This window comes from Azomonas agilis, from assembly GCF_007830255.1.
Taxonomy (GTDB): domain Bacteria; phylum Pseudomonadota; class Gammaproteobacteria; order Pseudomonadales; family Pseudomonadaceae; genus Azomonas; species Azomonas agilis.
On sequence record NZ_VLKG01000001.1, the window covers coordinates 163,134 to 180,796 of the forward strand.

17 protein-coding genes are annotated in these 17,663 nt (G+C 51.1%); 4 read left to right on the forward strand and 13 right to left on the reverse strand.

The features are described from left to right. Positions 1 to 33: 33 nt before the first annotated feature. The 6 genes from LX59_RS00705 to LX59_RS00730 form a co-directional block, all read right to left on the reverse strand. Positions 34 to 744, reverse strand: a complete 711-nt coding sequence (locus LX59_RS00705) for a lipopolysaccharide kinase InaA family protein (protein WP_144569924.1) — start codon at positions 742 to 744, stop codon at positions 34 to 36. 234 nt (positions 745 to 978) lie between these two features. Continuing rightward, positions 979 to 2,256, reverse strand: coding sequence for a sensor histidine kinase (locus tag LX59_RS00710; protein WP_144569925.1), 1,278 nt, complete (start codon positions 2,254 to 2,256; stop codon positions 979 to 981). A gap of 1 nt (position 2,257) precedes the next feature. Beyond that, positions 2,258 to 2,935, reverse strand: a complete 678-nt coding sequence (locus LX59_RS00715) for a response regulator transcription factor (protein ID WP_144569926.1) — start codon at positions 2,933 to 2,935, stop codon at positions 2,258 to 2,260. A 173-nt stretch (positions 2,936 to 3,108) separates the two neighbouring features. Continuing rightward, the gene (groL, locus tag LX59_RS00720; RefSeq protein ID WP_144569927.1) at positions 3,109 to 4,749 is read right to left on the reverse strand and encodes a chaperonin GroEL; all 1,641 of its coding nucleotides are present in this window, start codon (positions 4,747 to 4,749) and stop codon (positions 3,109 to 3,111) included. A 46-nt stretch (positions 4,750 to 4,795) separates the two neighbouring features. Continuing rightward, positions 4,796 to 5,089 carry a co-chaperone GroES gene (locus LX59_RS00725; protein ID WP_144569928.1) on the reverse strand — a complete coding sequence of 98 codons (294 nt, stop codon included), beginning with the start codon at positions 5,087 to 5,089 and terminating at the stop codon, positions 4,796 to 4,798. Between the two features lie 255 nt (positions 5,090 to 5,344). Beyond that, positions 5,345 to 5,827, reverse strand: a complete 483-nt coding sequence (locus LX59_RS00730) for an FxsA family protein (RefSeq protein WP_144570229.1) — start codon at positions 5,825 to 5,827, stop codon at positions 5,345 to 5,347. 183 nt (positions 5,828 to 6,010) lie between these two features. On the opposite strand from LX59_RS00730, the gene hmuQ reads away from it, so the two are divergent. Together hmuQ and LX59_RS00740 are read left to right on the forward strand one after the other, a co-directional pair. Next, positions 6,011 to 6,316: a heme-degrading protein HmuQ gene (hmuQ, locus tag LX59_RS00735; protein WP_144569929.1), complete on the forward strand. Its 306-nt coding sequence runs from the start codon at positions 6,011 to 6,013 to the stop codon at positions 6,314 to 6,316. A 404-nt stretch (positions 6,317 to 6,720) separates the two neighbouring features. After that, positions 6,721 to 8,463 (forward strand): AmpG family muropeptide MFS transporter, encoded by a 1,743-nt coding sequence (locus tag LX59_RS00740; protein WP_144569930.1) that lies wholly within the window; start codon positions 6,721 to 6,723, stop codon positions 8,461 to 8,463. Positions 8,464 to 8,525: 62 nt separating this feature from the next. Here LX59_RS00740 and LX59_RS00745 read toward each other — a convergent pair whose 3' ends face one another. After that, positions 8,526 to 9,005, reverse strand: a complete 480-nt coding sequence (locus tag LX59_RS00745) for a YajQ family cyclic di-GMP-binding protein (protein ID WP_144569931.1) — start codon at positions 9,003 to 9,005, stop codon at positions 8,526 to 8,528. Positions 9,006 to 9,122: 117 nt separating this feature from the next. Here LX59_RS00745 and LX59_RS00750 point away from each other — a divergent pair, with 117 nt between their 5' ends. Both LX59_RS00750 and LX59_RS00755 read left to right on the forward strand, forming a co-directional pair. After that, positions 9,123 to 10,091, forward strand: a complete 969-nt coding sequence (locus tag LX59_RS00750) for a putative 2-dehydropantoate 2-reductase (protein WP_246118644.1) — start codon at positions 9,123 to 9,125, stop codon at positions 10,089 to 10,091. A 39-nt stretch (positions 10,092 to 10,130) separates the two neighbouring features. Beyond that, positions 10,131 to 12,140 (forward strand): ATP-binding protein, encoded by a 2,010-nt coding sequence (locus tag LX59_RS00755; RefSeq protein WP_144569932.1) that lies wholly within the window; start codon positions 10,131 to 10,133, stop codon positions 12,138 to 12,140. Between the two features lie 78 nt (positions 12,141 to 12,218). On the opposite strand, the gene ahpC is transcribed toward LX59_RS00755, so the two are convergent. From ahpC to argJ, 6 genes are all read right to left on the reverse strand, one after another. Then, on the reverse strand, positions 12,219 to 12,782 hold the full coding sequence (gene ahpC / locus LX59_RS00760) for an alkyl hydroperoxide reductase subunit C (protein ID WP_144569933.1): 564 nt from the start codon (positions 12,780 to 12,782) through the stop codon (positions 12,219 to 12,221). Positions 12,783 to 12,993: 211 nt separating this feature from the next. Continuing rightward, positions 12,994 to 13,320 (reverse strand): heavy metal-binding domain-containing protein, encoded by a 327-nt coding sequence (locus LX59_RS00765; protein WP_144569934.1) that lies wholly within the window; start codon positions 13,318 to 13,320, stop codon positions 12,994 to 12,996. A 113-nt stretch (positions 13,321 to 13,433) separates the two neighbouring features. Continuing rightward, the gene (locus LX59_RS00770) at positions 13,434 to 13,658 is read right to left on the reverse strand and encodes a VF530 family protein (RefSeq protein WP_144569935.1); all 225 of its coding nucleotides are present in this window, start codon (positions 13,656 to 13,658) and stop codon (positions 13,434 to 13,436) included. Positions 13,659 to 13,681: 23 nt separating this feature from the next. Next, positions 13,682 to 15,448, reverse strand: a complete 1,767-nt coding sequence (locus LX59_RS00775; protein ID WP_144569936.1) for a GmrSD restriction endonuclease domain-containing protein — start codon at positions 15,446 to 15,448, stop codon at positions 13,682 to 13,684. After that, positions 15,445 to 16,410, reverse strand: a complete 966-nt coding sequence (locus LX59_RS00780) for a Nudix family hydrolase (protein WP_144569937.1) — start codon at positions 16,408 to 16,410, stop codon at positions 15,445 to 15,447. Before LX59_RS00780 ends, LX59_RS00775 begins: the two co-directional genes overlap by 4 nt. 13 nt (positions 16,411 to 16,423) lie before the next feature. Continuing rightward, complete coding sequence (argJ, locus tag LX59_RS00785) at positions 16,424 to 17,641, reverse strand: bifunctional glutamate N-acetyltransferase/amino-acid acetyltransferase ArgJ (protein ID WP_144569938.1); 1,218 nt, start codon at positions 17,639 to 17,641, stop codon at positions 16,424 to 16,426. Positions 17,642 to 17,663 lie beyond the last annotated feature (22 nt).

The following is a 17,663-nucleotide window of genomic DNA, read 5'->3' on the forward strand; positions in this document are numbered from 1 at the left end:
AGCTAAGCGCTTTCGACTTCTAAGGGTTTGGGTTCAGTATTTTGTTGTTTGCGGTGGTATCGGCCCCATGACTGACTGATATCCCTGCTCAACCGCCTCCCAATCCTCAGGAGTATGAACAGAGCGACGGCGTAACTGAGTTAAATCGTGCTGAGCAGCTCTATGAGCACTCCAGCGTTGGCGGCTCTTTTCCAAGTCTAGCAAAGCCAGCTCCCCATGTTGCCCACAGGGGCTAACGCGCAGAAAAATATGCTTAGGGTACAAACAACCGTGCTGCCACCGATCAGTGTGCAATCGAGCTAGGGAAGCGCCCAACTCATAAAACAAGTTATGACGTAATTCAGGACTCCATGTCTTATCCAACCCAAGCTCCCGTATGCGCTCTAAGCTTTCAAAGCCCTGTAATGCCTCAGTGACCAACAAGGCTTCCCAAGTTCCGGCCCGTTTACGCGCAGCACAATACAGAACATGAGGAACCTTCACCCCCAAGGCAGTGAACGCCTGTAATGCGCGCTGTTCTCGTAAAATCGTTGGCTCTCCCAAAGGATGCTGCCAACTGCGATAGCAGTGATTGATTTGGTGTTTGCGGTATAAGTAAGTGCTGCCCTCTTGAATACGCTGCACACCACTGTAGCCACCCCGACGTTCATTAGGGAGCTCAACCCAATCCCCTGTGCGTGCCAACCAGTCATCAAAACTGGCTGTGGCAGCCGTGTATGCAGCAATAGGCTCAATTACGTCCATAATTAACCCTATTGAGCGCAGATTGTGGCTGTAGCGCTAATCTCGACACCCCCAAAGGCTGCAAGAAACTAGGCTGGTAAACACCTATAGTGATGAACATTGAGGAAAGCATCCGCTGACTGAACTGAAGTATCCAGAGTTTTTATTCTTAGAAAGCGGCCATGTAAACTATTGTAAGGCGGCTCTGGCATATAGGATGCCAGATTATCTTGAAAAAATAATCTGTAAAATAAATTAATTTACCCTTGGGCTACAAAGCGTCACCTCAAAGCGACAACCATGAGGCTCTACAGACCATAATTGGATGTCCCAGTGCTCGTGTTTGCAAATACGCTTAACTAGGGAAAGCCCTAATCCTAAACCATCGCCACGATTAGGCTCTCCGCGTACAAAGGGCTCAAAGAGGGTTTCGCGCAGTGCATCGGGTATTCCGGCTCCATTATCCTCTACTGTAAAGCCCCACTCGGTTAAAGTCAGTCTGATGCAGCCTCCTTCGCTGTAATGCCAAGCGTTACGCAATAAGTTTCCCAGTACTGCCCGTAAAAAAGGAGCGTTATAGCAGCGCCCTGAGTCTTCACAACTGATGTACTCTAAAACTAAACCCTTGGTTTCAATAGGCTCACGCCAGTGGGCAACCAGCTCATCGGCCACTGAGGTCAGGGTAGCCACAGGGGCTGAGATTTGGCCACTTTCAGCCCGAGCTAACTGCAAAAAGGTTTCCACCAAATCCCGCATATCCCGAGTAGCCCGCCCCATACGCTGTACTTGGCGTTGACTGCGGGTATCTAAAGTTGGGTTCTCCTGCAATAACTCGCAGGACGAGGCCAGTACCATCAGTGGAGTACGCAGCTCATGACTCACATCACTGGTAAACAAGCGCTCACGCTTTAAGGCTTCACGTAGCTGCATTAGAGTTTCATCAAAGGCTGCGGCAAGCTGGCCTACCTCGTCAGGAGCATAATCCGGTGCTAAGGGAGGCGCTAAAGTCAGTTGCTGATCCCTATGCCGCACCTGATGAGCTAACTGAATCACAGGGGCTAAAACCCGACGGGCCAACAACCAACCCAACAGGCCGGCAGAAATAAGGCTGATAACAAAGCCTACCATCACTATGGCATATACAAACTGCTCACGGCGCTCAAAATCGGTCTGATCTTGTAGCAGAACATAGCGTCGCCCTTCTACAACACCCACCATAGCGTGGTAAGAAGCATCTTCAAGGTGTATTTCATGGAAACCCTCGCTCAGATTGGCTAAATCCTTCGGTAATGCAAATTCGGCAGGCCCGTCGGTAAAATAAAATAATTGATTGCTCTGGGGCTTATTACGCCACTCGTCGATGGTGTCCATCTTGAGCAAAGCTTCTAAATCTCCACCCAAGTCATCCGAAAGCAGGCGCTCTTCCACAACGTGGATAGTGACTACAATGCCCACGGCAAAGCTCCCGGCTACCACTAAGGTCAGGAGCACAAAGGCAACCACAATGCGCTGGGCTAACCCTGAACGAAACATATCAGAGGGATTCCTCAGCCAGCCGATAGCCTAAACCCCGCACTGTATGCAGCAGCGGTTTGTCGAAGGGTTTATCAATGATTTGTCGTAATTGATGAATGTGACTGCGCAGGCTATCGCTATCAGGACAATCATCACCCCATAGGGCTTCCTCCAAAACTTCGCGCCGAACCAAATGCGGGCTTTTTTGCAGTAATAGCCCTAGGAGTTTGAGTCCAATCGGGTTGAGTTTTAGAGGTTTACCGGCTCTGGCAACCTCTAGGGTGTCTAAATCATAGGTTAAATCAGCGAGAGCCAGTTGCCGTTTGCCGCCGCCCTGAGCACGGCGTGTTACCGCTTCAATACGGGCGGCTAACTCCGACAAGGCAAAGGGTTTAACCAGATAATCATCCGCCCCTGATTTAAATCCCTGTAGGCGGTCATCCAAGGCATCCCGTGCGGTCAGCATAATCACTGGTGTGGTTTTACGTGCCTCCTCACGCAAACGCTGGCACAGGCTATAACCATCAACACCTGGTAGCATGACATCCAAGACCAGTAAGTCGTAATGCTGAGTCACCGCTAAATGTAGACCACTCAATCCATCTTGGGCACAGTCCACTGTGTATCCCTTAAGCTCCAGATAATCCACCATGTTGGCCAGAATATCTCGATTATCTTCAACTAACAGAATCCGCATGTTTTTCTCCTGTGTGTAGGCAGTCTATGGCTGCTCCTAAAGCACCTCAAGGAGGGTTAGACCAAGGAATGTGGGGGTTCACAGAGCTTTGATAGAGCCCAACCACTCAAGAGCCCTCAACAAAAAACCCCGCACTAGGCGGGGTTTTTTACAGCTAAGAGGCTTGGGGCCGATTACATCATGCCGCCCATGCCACCCATGCCGCCCATATCAGGCATTGCAGGAGCTGCTTTATCTTCTGGGATATCAGCAACCATGGCTTCGGTAGTGACCATCAGGCCACCGATGGAAGCAGCAGCTTGCAGGGCAGAACGAGTCACTTTCGCAGGGTCAAGGATACCCATCTCGATCATGTCACCGTATACACCCGTAGCTGCGTTAAAGCCGTAGTTACCGGAACCCTGCTTGACTTTATCAACCACCACGCTGGGCTCGTCACCGGCGTTGGCAACGATCTGACGCAGAGGGGCTTCAACCGCACGACGCAGCAGAGCGATACCGACGTTTTGATCTTCGTTGTCGCCTTTCAGCTCGGAGATAGCTTGCAGAGCGCGTACCAGAGCTACACCACCGCCAGGAACCACGCCTTCTTCGACCGCAGCACGAGTAGCATGCAGAGCATCTTCTACGCGGGCTTTCTTCTCTTTCATTTCTACTTCAGTCGCGGCACCGACTTTGATTACCGCAACACCGCCAGCCAGTTTAGCTACGCGCTCTTGCAGTTTTTCACGGTCGTAATCGGAAGAAGTGTCTTCGATTTGCTTACGGATCTGAGCAACACGGGCTTCGATATCAGCCTGAGCACCAGCACCGTCGATGATGGTGGTGTTTTCTTTGTTGATCACAACGCGCTTGGCATTACCCAGATGCTCAACCGTAGCGGTCTCCAGAGACAGACCCACTTCTTCAGAGATCACGGTACCGCCGGTCAGGATGGCGATGTCTTGCAGCATGGCTTTACGACGATCACCGAAGCCTGGAGCCTTAACAGCCGCAACTTTAACGATGCCGCGCATGTTGTTGACCACCAGAGTAGCCAGCGCTTCGCCTTCAACGTCTTCAGCCACGATCAGCAGCGGACGGCCAGACTTGGCAACGCCTTCCAGAACCGGCAACAGCTCACGGATGTTGGAGATTTTCTTGTCAACCAACAGCAACAGCGGGCCTTCCAGCTCAGCTACCATGGTGTCAGGCTTGTTGACGAAGTAGGGAGACAGGTAACCACGGTCAAACTGCATGCCTTCTACGACAGACAGTTCGTTTTCCAGACCGGAACCTTCTTCGACGGTGATAACACCCTCTTTACCCACTTTTTCCATAGCTTCAGCGATGATGTCGCCGATGGAGCTGTCGGAGTTGGCGGAGATGGTGCCTACCTGAGCGATGGCTTTGGTGTCAGCGCAAGGCTTGGACAGGGATTTCAGCTCAGCAACGATGGCGGTAGTCGCCTTGTCGATACCGCGCTTCAGATCCATAGGGTTCATGCCGGCAGCAACGGCTTTCAGGCCTTCGTTGACGATGGCTTGAGCCAGAACGGTAGCGGTAGTGGTGCCGTCACCGGCTGCATCGTTGGCTTTGGAAGCAACGTCTTTCAGCAGTTGAGCGCCCATGTTTTCGAACTTGTCTTTGAGTTCGATTTCTTTAGCTACAGACACACCGTCTTTGGTGATGGTAGGCGCACCGAAAGACTTGTCCAGAACGACATTACGACCTTTTGGGCCGAGGGTCGCTTTAACAGCGTCAGCCAGAACGTTTACACCCACCAGCATTTTTTTGCGGGCGGAATCACCGAATTTGACTTCTTTTGCAGCCATGTTAATTCTTCCTCAAAATTTTTGAATCGACAGGGTCGTCGGATAATCAGGCTTCGATGATGGCGAGGATTTCGTTCTCGCTCATGATCAGCAGGTCTTCGCCATCGACCTTAATGGTGTTGCTGCCTGAGTAAGGGCCAAAGACCACTTTGTCGCCCACTTTAACAGCCAGCGCACGAACCTCACCGTTGTCCAGCACGCGGCCTGTGCCTACGGCTAGAACTTCGCCACGGTTGGGTTTCTCTGCAGCAGAGCCCGGCAGAACGATGCCGCCCGCAGTTTTGGTTTCTTCTTCGCTGCGACGAATCACGACACGGTCATGCAGAGGACGAAGCTTCATTGTCGATCTCTCCTAACATTGAGTAGTTCCATACCGATGCTTCTTCATCGGCGGGGTTTGCTAAACCCAGCTACGCCGGGTGCAACCCAATAGGGGTTGCTAAATGAGTTTCGGTTGTAGCTAAAGCCACAATACCTTGCGGTGAACGCTAGATGTGGGCGGTGAAATCAATTTCAAGGACTGGTATTAGATTTTTTTACCACTGGGAACAAAAAACGGCGGGACAAGCCCGCCGTGTAAGGTCACTACAGCGCATCAATTCTTATCTTTACGCTCCCATTGCCCTTCAATCACTGTGGTTTCGCGCACAGTGTGGGTCTGATGTCGTTCTTCTTGGCGGTAGCGTTCATGTACGTCATAGGCTGTTCTAGGTTGTTTACGCAGTTGGAAGGCTACATAGCGCTCCAATAGATTGCGGATTAGATGGCGTGTCCAAGGCAGTAAAATCAACACACCTAAAATGTCACTAAGGAAGCCAGGCAGCAGAATCAAAAATCCCCCCGCTGCCATCGCCAAACCGTTGAGTACTTCACTTTCCGGTAATTCACCGCGCGTCAGACGCTCACGGGCTTTCCAAGCGGTGGCAAAACCCGCCAAACGAATCAGCAATACGCCTAACACAACATCTAATGCTAACCACAACAGGGTAGCCAACACGCCGATGGCACTACCGACTTTGATCAGCAAAGCCAGCTCTAACACCGGAAACAACAACAGCAAAAAGAAAAAGAGTCGCATCATGGGCCCTCTGGAAGAACCGCTTCCAGCTTACTTAAACTCAAACTAGGGCTCATGGAACCATAATTCAAGCCTAAGTATGAAATTGGCTGTAACGGAATGCGTCTTTCTTGGCAGGATAAGGCAATAATTGGGTAGCAAAGGCGCTATGCTAGCCCTACCCACATCATCTCGGAGTTTGCCATGTTCATCGCCATGAACCGCTTCAAAATCGCCCGTGGTCATGAAGAAACCTTTATCAACCACTGGCGGCAGCGGGAAAGCTATCTGGATGAAGTGCCCGGTTATGTACGTTTTCACCTGATCCAAGGCCCGCAAACCGAGGAGTACACTCTGTTTATTTCCCACACCGAATGGGAGTCCGCCGCCGCCTTTGAGGGCTGGACACATTCGGAAGCTTTCCGTAAAGCCCACGCCAACGCTGGTAAAAGCCCTCGGGAAATCTACCTTGGCCCACCACAATTAGAGCTGTTTGAATCGGTGCTCTAAAGCTGCCTACCAGCCAACGCCTAAACCGAAGGAGTAGCGTGTTTCGTCTAAATCGCCTCTTCGCTTTGCACACGATCTTTTTCGGTTTTAAGGTGGACAGAAATCCAATCAATAAAAAATGCTTCACTCCAGAGTTAATACCACCTACTGAGCTCCGACTTTGCATCTTTCTTTGTCTTAAGCACTGTACTCAGTACCGAACTTCTGGGCTCCACACAGACTCAGAGCAAACCCATAACACCATTGTGACTTTTTCCTCTGTTACCCTGCATCGAAAGTGTTGATAATCAGTCTTGCCTTGGGTAGCCCCTATATGCCTAAACACAGAGCCGCTCAAAAGGCATCCCACACCACCCTCACATGCCTTAGTTATGTGTTTATGGATTTATTTCAGCAGCTGATTTATGTCGATTAAATACTGGCGCACCGCCTTGGCTGCCTACGGTAGCCCTGCCTCCATTACCCTTCTTTTATTGGGGTTTGCCGCTGGTTTACCTGCGGTTTTGGTGTTTTCCACCCTGTCGGTTTGGCTACGCGAAGCGGGGGTTTCGCGGGAAACCATTGGCTACGCCAGTTGGATCAGCTTGGCTTATGCCTTTAAATGGGTTTGGTCACCGATGCTGGATCAGTGGCGCTTGCCTTGGATTGGCACACTGGGGCGGCGTAGGTCTTGGTTAGTGCTGTCCCAAAGTCTGATCGCCGTCGGACTGATCGGTATGGCGCTGTGCGATCCCAAACAAAGCCTTGGATTATTGATTGCCTTTGCCGTAGTAGTGGCCTTTTCCTCGGCGACCCAAGACATTGCTATCGACGCTTATCGGCTAGAAATCGCTGAAGATCGCTTACAGGCCACCTTAGCTGCTAGCTATATGACCGGCTATCGAGTGGCCATGCTGCTGGCCAGTGCAGGAGCCCTATTCCTTGCCGAGTGGTTAGGCTCTAGCAACCTCAACTACGACACCCTGGCTTGGACATGGACTTATGTGGCGTTTGCGGCGCTGATCGTGCCCGGATTAATCACCAGTCTGCTGATTAAAGAACCCCCAGCAGCAGTGGTGTTAACCCGAGAGGCTTCGCCCTACGGCTTTAATCATCAACTGGCCGCAGTGGGCTTGGTGGTGGTTTTGGTGATTTCCTTCCCCGCTATGGTGAATGCCCTCATCGCCCAAGCTTGGCCCCGTGCCTTACTGTACGGCCTCTTTATCGCCGGAACCTTTTCCAAGGGCGGGCGTGCTCTGCTGATTCCCGTACGTCATCTGGTGCAGGAAGCGTTGCACCGTCATCGACCGGCCCACAATGATTTCTCCTATCAAGGCGTATCGGTGGTGGTGCTGATCATCCTCACCGTATCCGTAACCGGTATGTGCCAAGCCTTTTGGGGCGGATACTGGCCACGCGGGGTGATGTATCTGCTGTTTTGCAGCCTCTGTTTATCCACCCCGGGCCGCATTTTAATGGGGCCCGTGATGACGCCCATTAATGACTTTATTCTGCGCTACCGCTGGCAAGCCCTGATTTTGTTGGGCTTAGTCGCTACCTACCGCATGTCAGATACAGTGATGGGGGTGATGGCTAATGTGTTCTACATCGACCAAGGCTTTACTAAGGATCAAATCGCGAGTGTCAGTAAGGTTTTTGGTTTGATTATGACGCTCTTAGGGGCGGCGGCTGGAGGATTTTTAATCCTGTGTTTCAACACATTACCTATTTTGTTCTTAGGAGGACTGGCCTCTGCGCTGACTAATCTGCTGTTTTTACTCTTAGTGGATATGGGGGCTAATCTCCCCATGCTGGTAGCGACTATTTCTCTGGATAACTTCAGTGCGGGATTGGCTTCGACCGCTTTTGTGGCTTATCTATCCAGCCTAACTAATTTGAAATTTTCAGCCACCCAGTACGCCTTGCTCAGCTCACTGATGATGCTATTGCCCCGCGTACTGGGAGGTTACTCAGGAGTAATGGTCGAGAAGCTGGGCTATAAAGAGTTCTTCCTGCTAACCACCCTGCTGGGCATTCCTACCCTGATCCTGATCGCCTGGCAGTGGCGTTTGAGTCGCTCTACGCCCGCTCAGCCCACCCCAGAACCTGAGGCTTCAGTATCTTCTGAAACTAGGGTTGCCCCTGCGGGAGAATCCAGCCAGGCGTAACCTTTTTATGGCGCGTGGAGTGAAACAAAGCATTTCCCCCTTGTCCACTCCACCGTCCTACATCAGTCGCGGAAGTTATTAAATTGCAGCGGCATACCAAAGTCTTTGGCGCGTAACACAGCAATGGCCTCTTGCAGATCGTCGCGCTTTTTACCCGTGACCCGTACTTGCTCACCCTGAATCGCCGCCTGCACCTTGAGCTTAGTGTCCTTAATGTGGGCTACGATTTTTTTGGACAGCTCCTTATCAATCCCTTCGCGTAGCACCACCTCTTGCTTAACGATCTTGCCGGAGGGATAGCTGTCTTTGTATTCCAGACACTGAATGTCAATCTTACGTTTAACCAAAGCGCCGCGCAGAATATCGAGCATCTGCTCCAGCATAAAATCAGCTTCAGCGGTTAGGGTGACGGTCAATTCTTTAAATTCAAAGCTGCCTTTGCCGCGCAAGTCGTAACGGCGATCCAACTCCTTCATGGCGTTATCAACCGCGTTGGTCACTTCGTGTTTGTCCAACTCGGACACCACATCAAAAGAGGGCATAGGGTTCTCCAGATAGGGTTGATCTTATTCAAAGCTGACAGCGCACAACTTGACGATGCACTATTGTACTCATTATAACCTGTAGCCTTTTGCAATCGGCACGTATCCGTGGCACTCGTGACTCAGCCTCTCATCTCGTCTCCCACAATCTCTGAGCCCGCCAAAGCCTGTTGGCATGTACTGGGCGTGGGCAGCTTAGGCAGTTTATGGGCCACTCGTCTGGCACAAGCGGGCCATGAGGTACGCTTAATCTTGCGCGATGCCGAGCGCTTAAGCGCCTATCAAGCCGCAGGAGGGTACTTACGATTACAGCAGCCTCAGCAACAAAGCTGCACTGATTATGCACTGGCGGCCGAAACACCCGACACCATCACCTCCATTCAACGCCTTGTCGTAGCCTGCAAAGCCTACGATGTGGTATCAGCCCTAAAACCTCTACTCAGCCGCTTGCAGGGAGCAGAAGTGCTATTGCTGCAAAATGGGCTGGGCAGCCAACAAGCGGTTATGGAGTTCCTGCCCCATACGCGCTGTCTTTTAGTATCCAGTACCGAAGGAGCTTATCGGCAACAACCTTTTCAGGTGGTACATGCGGGCGTGGGACAAAATTGGTTGGGTGATCCTCTGCGCCCTCAACAACCACCGGAGTGGCTGAAGGATTTAGCTCAGGCCAATATCCCCCATGTTTGGGCTGAAAACATTATGGGCCGTCTGTGGCGTAAGTTGGCCATTAACTGTGCCATCAATCCGCTGACGGTATTGCTGCGCTGTCGTAACGGAGTTTTGCTTGAGCATCAAAGCCAGTGGGAACCTATCTGCCTTGAACTTCAGCAACTACTCAGCAGCGCAGGACATCCTGAATCAGCCCATGACTTGATCCCAGAGGTACAGCAAATACTTCAGGCAACACAGGCCAATTACTCCTCCATGTATCAGGACGTAAAACAGGCCAGACCCACGGAAATTACCTACCTACTGGGCTACGCCTGCACAGAGGCTCAGCGCTTAGGGCTAGAGCTTCCTCATCTACAGCGCTTACATCAGCAGTTGCAACAAGAACTCAGCGCTTTAGGTTTACCCTCCCATTAACGAGGACTATGCTGCACAAAAAACCAGCGCTGCCTCGCCATGAACCTCTATCAACGCCTCGAATATCTTCCGGTAGGCCGCAAGTTGTTATTGGCGTTACTGGTGTTATTGCTTTCTACCCTCATCGCCGCCAACCTGACGTTTATCAGCGCGGCGTATTGGATCTCTCGGCAAAGCACGGCCCCCCAAGCGTTGCATACCATCGCGCGCCTCATCAGCAGCCCAGAATTGGTGTCCGCCCTAAAAACGCCTGAAGCAGCAAAAGCTATCTTGCAGCGCCTAGAACAGTACAGCCCACTGCGGGCAGCGGTGGTCTATACCCCCCAAGGCCAACAGTTAGCGGAATTCCATAACGGCCACCCGCTCAAAATTCCTACCCATGTAGAGGAAGTTCAGCAATGGCAGGCAGATGGTTTTAGAGTCAGTGTGCTCACCCCTCTGCCCCAAGAAGCGGGATATCTGTTACTGGTGGCCAGCAGTGAACTCCCAGAAGCCTTCTACACCGGCATCCTCAGTGCCAGTCTGGCGATTTTGCTGGTCAGCTTGGTGTTATGGGTCGTGGTATCGCGCCAAATGCGACGCTGGATCACTAAACCTATCCGCCGTCTAGAAAAGCTCTCGCGGCGCGTCACCAGCGAAGAAAACTACGCCCTACGCGCGCCGCCTACCGCTCCCGCCAGCAGCGACGAAATCGCTCATCTGGCCAATGCACTCAACACCATGCTCTCCCGCATGGAGGCCCGTGAGCACCAGCTCAAACAGGCATACGACGAGACGCAAGCTGCCCTAGACCAATCAGAAACCTACGCCCGCCAAACCCGCGAATCCAATGAGCAATTAGAGCAGGAAATCAAAGTACGCCACCGCATCGAGAAAAAGCTGACGGGGTTTCAAAATTACCTAAATAACATCATCAACTCCATGCCCTCGGCGCTGATTACCGCTGACGACTCCTTACGCATCACCCAATGGAACCACCAAGCCACCCTTCTGTCTGGGACCTCGGTAGAAGAGGCGGCCAATCAGCCGCTAGGTCAAGCCTTCCCCGCCTTAGCTCCTTTTGAATCGCGCATCCGCCATGCCGCTTTTTGTCAGGAAGTCCAGCGCGTGGAGCGCGTGTGCTGGCCACTGAACGATGGCCTGCAACACCACTATGAGCTGACCTTTTACCCCTTGGTGGGGGGCGATGGTTTAGGCGTAGTGATCCGTATTGATGAGATTACGGAACGCATTCATTTTGAAGAGCTGATAGTACAGTCAGAAAAAATGCGTTCCGTAGGCGGATTGGCAGCGGGTATGGCCCACGAAATCAACAACCCGCTGGGAGCCATCAGCCACAACATCCAAAACATTCGCCGCCGATTGTCAGCCGATTTAGAAAAAAACCAAGAAGCCGCGCAACAGATCGGGCTGTCGTTAACCGATATGCAGCATTACCTCAATATTCGGCAAATCCCGCAAATATTGGAGCGCATTCAACTGGCTACCAACCGAGCGGCGTGCATCGTTACCCATATGCTGGGCTTTACCCGCATGAGTAACCGACAGCATGTGGATACCTCATTGCCGGCCCTGATTGAACAAGCACTGTCCATTGCCGATAACGACTTTGATCTGACGGAAGGCTTTGATTTTCGCGCTATTCAAATCCTGCGCGACTTTGACCCGGACTTAGAACAAGTCCCCTGCATCAGCAACGAATTGGAACAGGTGCTACTAAACCTGCTGAAAAACGCCGCTCAAGCCATTCACCAACGCGCGGATCGCCAGCTCGGACGCATCGTGCTGCGTACGCGCCGCCATCCACCTTGGGCCGAAATACAGGTAGAAGACAATGGCGGTGGTATGCCTGAAGCGGTGCGCCAACGCATTTTTGAGCCTTTCTTCACCACCAAGGATGTGGGACAAGGGACAGGATTGGGCTTATTTGTGTCCTACTTCATCATCACCAACAACCACAAAGGGCAGATGGAAGTGCAATCGACCCTTGGCCAAGGCAGCTTATTCACCATCCGTCTGCCTCTGATCCATAACCCTGCTTCGGACTGAGTTTTGTCCGCACAGCAAAACGCCCGACGATTACTCATCGGGCGTTTCATAACCACAAATCTAGCGCATCAAAGCAGCTTAGATTTTACCAACCAGATCCAGAGAAGGCTTCAGAGTTTCAGCACCTTCTTTCCACTTGGCAGGGCACACTTCACCGGGGTGAGAAGCCACGTACTGAGCGGCCTTCACTTTACGCAGCAGCTCAGAAGCATCACGACCGATGCCCAGATCATGGATTTCAGCGACTTTGATTTGGCCTTCTGGGTTGACCACGAAGGTACCACGCAGAGCCAGACCAGCTTCTTCGATCATTACATCGAAGTTGCGAGAAATAGTGCCTGTAGGGTCACCAATCATTGGGTAGTTGATCTTCTTGATGGTGTCAGAAGCATCGTGCCAAGCTTTGTGGGTGAAGTGGGTGTCAGTAGACACGGAGTAAACTTCAACGCCCAGCTTTTGGAACTCAGGATACAGGTCAGCCATGTCGCCCAGTTCGGTTGGGCAAACGAAGGTGAAGTCAGCCGGATAGAAGAAGAAGATCGACCATTTACCTTTAACGCTGGCTTCGGTCAGATCAACGAACTGGCCATTGTGGTAGGCGGTTGCTTTGAACGGCTTGATTTCGGTGTTGATCAGAGACATCAACTCTCTCCTTGTTTGAATGAGGTACAACGCGTTAGTGGGTTGTACCATACCCTAGGCTACAACAAATGGTTAATTGATTGATAAAATCAGAGTCATTGATTTTGTTAAGCAAACACCACTGAGCGCAGAAGATTGGCACAAGTTTATGCCTAAGAAAAGGCTCAGTATGTGGTCTTAGTCACCTAAAACAATGCTTGTTAAACAAAACTTAGGCAGGCTGAATCACCACCGCCGTACCACTGGCCGATACCATCAACATACCGTTGCCTTGGCCGAGCACCTCGTAATCAAGGTCTACACCCACCACCGCATTAGCGCCCAAAGCGTAAGCGCGCTCTTCCAGCTCTTTAAGGGCTATTTCCCGCGCCCGTTGCAGCTCTTTCTCGTAGGTGGCTGAACGTCCGCCGACCAAATCGCGGATACCGGCAAACAGATCTTTAAAGATATTCGCGCCCAAAATGGCCTCACCGGCAATTACACCGCAGTATTGGGTGATTTTGTGGCCGTCAATGTTGGGGGTTGTGGAGATGATCATGGGATTCCTTCCTCTGATGTAGGAAAGACCATATTCGAATCTAATGTTAATAATGACAAGAGAGAATCGCTAAGAATAGATTGCCTATCCACAGGTTTGGAGTGCTGCTCCCTTTATCCAAGGCAAAAAGTTTTAATATACAGAGCCTCAACCTTATCTCTGGCCCAAGGAGTTCGGCGTAAAAATTTTAATGAAGACTTGATGGAAGGATCGTTGTAGAAGCAGTTTATTTTGATTTCTGCGTCCAAGCCTTCCCAGCCGTAGTGCTCCTGTAAACGGGTTAAGATTGTCTCTAGGGTTAAACCATGTAAAGGGTTGTTGGGCTGTTGTTGACTCATATGAAGATGACCTTTATTTAAGCTCACGAAAATAATGAATTAACAGCCAAGAGTTTTTTTCCAGATGCGACAACGGTTTCACTACCCTCTCTGGTGTAGGCATCATCACCAACAAATGACACTTCTTTTTGTTTTGGAATCCTAATTCTAATTACTGTTTTTCCTCTAAACTCAACAGTATCTATCTGACTCAATAACTGACTTTTTAGTGGCTCTGACAAATGTGAGCTTCGTATAGCACCAACTATTTTTGCAACGTACTGTTCAAGACTTATTTTTAGATGTGATAACTCACGATCTATCCCAACAACAAATCGCTCACCAATCTTAACGGACTGTACCTTATCTAGCTCCTCAATCCGATCTGAGTCATTCTTTTTATCTGCAACACCAATAAATAGAAACCCGTCTGCATCAGGGCCAGCATTAGCTATACCGCATAAGGTATCTATAATCTTTGGAAGCAAAGCTTTATCAAACTCTCTTTTATAAGACAAGTTAACCAAACCTTGCTTACACTCATACTTGGGAGTTTCAATTTTAGAGCGGCGCAGAGAGTTTTCAAAATCCAATGCAAGTCCAGCACCATGACGAAGTAAAGGAGGATCTTTTTTAACAAAGTACTTTTGAATTAATCCCTTAGCCATTCCTATATTTTTAACTCGATCACTGTTCGTTGAGTATTTTGCTGTAGTTATCATTCTTCCTTGCAACCCTGATATACTCGAAAAAATCTTACCGTAATCAACAGGAGACTTCTCTTCAGCAATAACCAAGTCGTGCATGGCCATAAACAAGCTATAAAATGCAGCCTTTATTGGATTTTGAGAGTTCCCACTTATAGCCTTTCTTAAAGTAGCATCTCCAGAGTCAAAGTTTTCTATAACTTCGTTCAGCACAGAGAAAGTTACTTTTATCTCCTCCTGCAACCGCTCCTCTCCATACGTCGCCAAAGCCGCCCTAATATCTGCGTATTCTGAAGCTTCCTCATCATATATTTTATTTAATAAATCTTTGCTTTTTGCTATAGGTGTTCCGCTAATAATAGAGGCTGCAATATCTGCTATCATCTCCTCATCTTCACTGTCTCTAAGCTGCTGAATCCTTAGCACTCCTTGCTTACACCAAAATATACTCTCAGCTTGAAGCTTATAACCCAACTCAAGTCGATTAGAGTCAATACTTATTTCAGGCATTTCTGATAAAGGTAAAACCTCTCTTGAGGCATCACCTCTAATCTCTGACGATATCAACCTTACTAATGATGAAAAATTATCAACCATACCTGCTTGGCGCTTTTCTTGAGAGCTAAGCTGTCTTCCCCCGGAGTTAATCCTTCCGAAAATATCAGTAACTTGGCCATCATTATCTGCTGGAAATATTGTAACTGCCAATTGATAATCTAAGAAGTCGGCACAAACATCTGGAGTCAAGAAGTTAGTACTAGAGTGCTTAATTGAAAATAAGCCTGAAGTTAATGCGACATGAGCCCGTGTAAACTGCGAAACATCAAAATAATTCTCATCTATACAGTACGCATTTTCAATGAAAGAAAAGATAGCATGTAGACGCTGCATTCCATCTAATATCTCATACTTGCTATTACTTTTAGACTCAGCTAACAAAATTAAAGGAATAGGGTAATTCTTTATAATACTGTCAATTAATGACTTTTTCTCCTCTAATGTCCAGACAAGCTTTCTTTGATATTTACGATTTACTTCAAACTTATCTTCTCTATATGACTTATAAGCCTCTTGAATACTCATACCTCTAGGGGTAACACTCATAAATTTTCTCCATTAAATAACATAGTTAAAATTCCTCGAATCCCCGCCACCCCCTGCGCTCCTATTTCAAACGCACGCGGCACATCTTCGGTTTTCATGCCACCCAACAAATACACCGGGCGCGGAAAGTCTGCAATCAACTGCTGCGCTTTTTCCCAGCCCAGCGGCTGCGCTTCTGGGTGGGTTTGGGTGGGTTGAATCGGCGACAGGGTGACAAAATCCACCCCAAGGGCCAGTGCCTTATCCAGCTCCGCCGCTGAGTGGCAGGAAGCCGCCAACCAGCGATGGGCCGCCAAAGGCCGAGCTCCAACGGGCAGTTGGTGTAGTTGGCGCGCCGTAAGGTGCCAACCGACACTGGGAAATTCGTCCGCCCAGGCCAGCGGGCCTTTAAACATCAGGCGCTCCGGGTGAAGGCAACGGGTTAGCACGCGCTGGGCCAAGCAGCGGTATTCCGCCTCGGACAGCTGCGGGGCGCGCAGTTGAATCAGGGTAATGCCAGCGGCCAACGCCTGCTCCACCCGCTCCAACAGCAGCTCAGGATTGGGCTCATCTGGGGTAATGAGATAGCGCTCTGGCAAACGCGCGGCGCTGATAATGGGGTAATTGGCAGCGGGAAAGCGGTAGTCGGGCAGCTCATCTGGCCAGACCCAGCGTACCGGCTGGCCTTCCAAACCCTGCGCCTCGCCATCAAAGGCCGTGACCTGCCAAACATCCAACAGCACTGTTTTGTTCGGATAAGCGTGGCGTACCTGAATCAAGGGCCGAGCCTGACGAACCTCAATGCCCAGCTCCTCGCGCAGCTCTCGTGCCAGCGCCGCCGTGCGGGTTTCTCCCGGTTCGCGTTTACCACCGGGGAATTCCCACAAACCGCCTTGATCCTTGTCCTCAGGCCGACGCGCAATCAGCACGCGGCCTGCGGGGGAGCGAATCACGGCAGCCATTACATGCAGCGGCGCAGACATGGAAAACTCCGAATCAGGTGCGGTATTCGGCGTTGATCTTCACGTATTCGTGGGACAGATCGGTCGTCCAGATGGTTTCGCTGCAATTGCCGCGATCCAGCTCGATACGGATGCTGATTTCCGCTTGGGCCATAACGGCTGCGCCTTGCTCTTCGGTGTAGGTGGCAGCGCGTCCGCCTTTGCTGGTAATGCACACATCGCCCAAGAACACATCAATCAGGCCGACATTAAGTTGCGGCACACCGGCGCGGCCCACAGCGGCCAAAATGCGGCCCCAGTTGGGATCGGAAGCAAAGAGCGCGGTTTTGATCAGCGGTGAATGGGCCACGGCGTAACCGACGTCCAAGCACTCTTGATGGGTCGCACCGCCGTTCACTTGCACGGTGACAAACTTGGTCGCGCCTTCACCATCGCGGACGATGGCTTGAGCCAGCTCCATGGATACGGAAATTACCGCGGCTTTCAGAGCCTCGAACAGCGGGCCTTGAGCTTCGGTGATTTCCGGCAGCGCGGCCTGTCCGGTAGCGACCAGCATGCAGCAATCGTTGGTGGAGGTGTCACCGTCGATGGTAATGCGGTTGAAGGATTTGTTGGCCGAGTCGCTGAGCAAGGCTTGCAGCACCGAGCGGCTAACCTTGGCATCGGTAACAATGTAGCCGAGCATGGTGGCCATATTCGGCTTAATCATGCCCGCGCCCTTGCTGATGCCGGTCACAGTCACCGTCACGCCGTCGTGCTGGAACTGACGGCTCGCGCCCTTGGGCAGGGTGTCGGTGGTCATGATGCCGGAAGCGGCAGCGGCCCAATTATCGGGCTTGAGGTCAGCCAAAGCAGCAGGCAAGGCGGCTTCGATTTTTTCCACCGGCAAGGGTTCGCCGATCACGCCGGTAGAGAACGGCAGAATGGCCGTTTCAGCCACGCCGGTCAGTTGGGCCAAGCTGGCACAGGTGCGCTGAGCGGCCAGCAAACCGGGTTCACCGGTACCCGCGTTGGCGTTGCCGGTGTTGGTCAGCAAATAACGCACCGGGCCTTCAAAACGCTGACGCGACAGGATTACCGGCGCGGCGCAAAAGGCATTCAGAGTGAATACGCCGGCGACGGTGGAGCCTTCCGCGCAGCGCATAACGACTACATCCTTACGACCGGGGCGCTTGATGCCCGCTGAGGCAATACCCAGCTCAAAGCCGGGAACCGGATGCAGTTCAGGGAGAGGGCCAAGACCGACAGCCATGAAAGAACTCCTTCACAAAGAT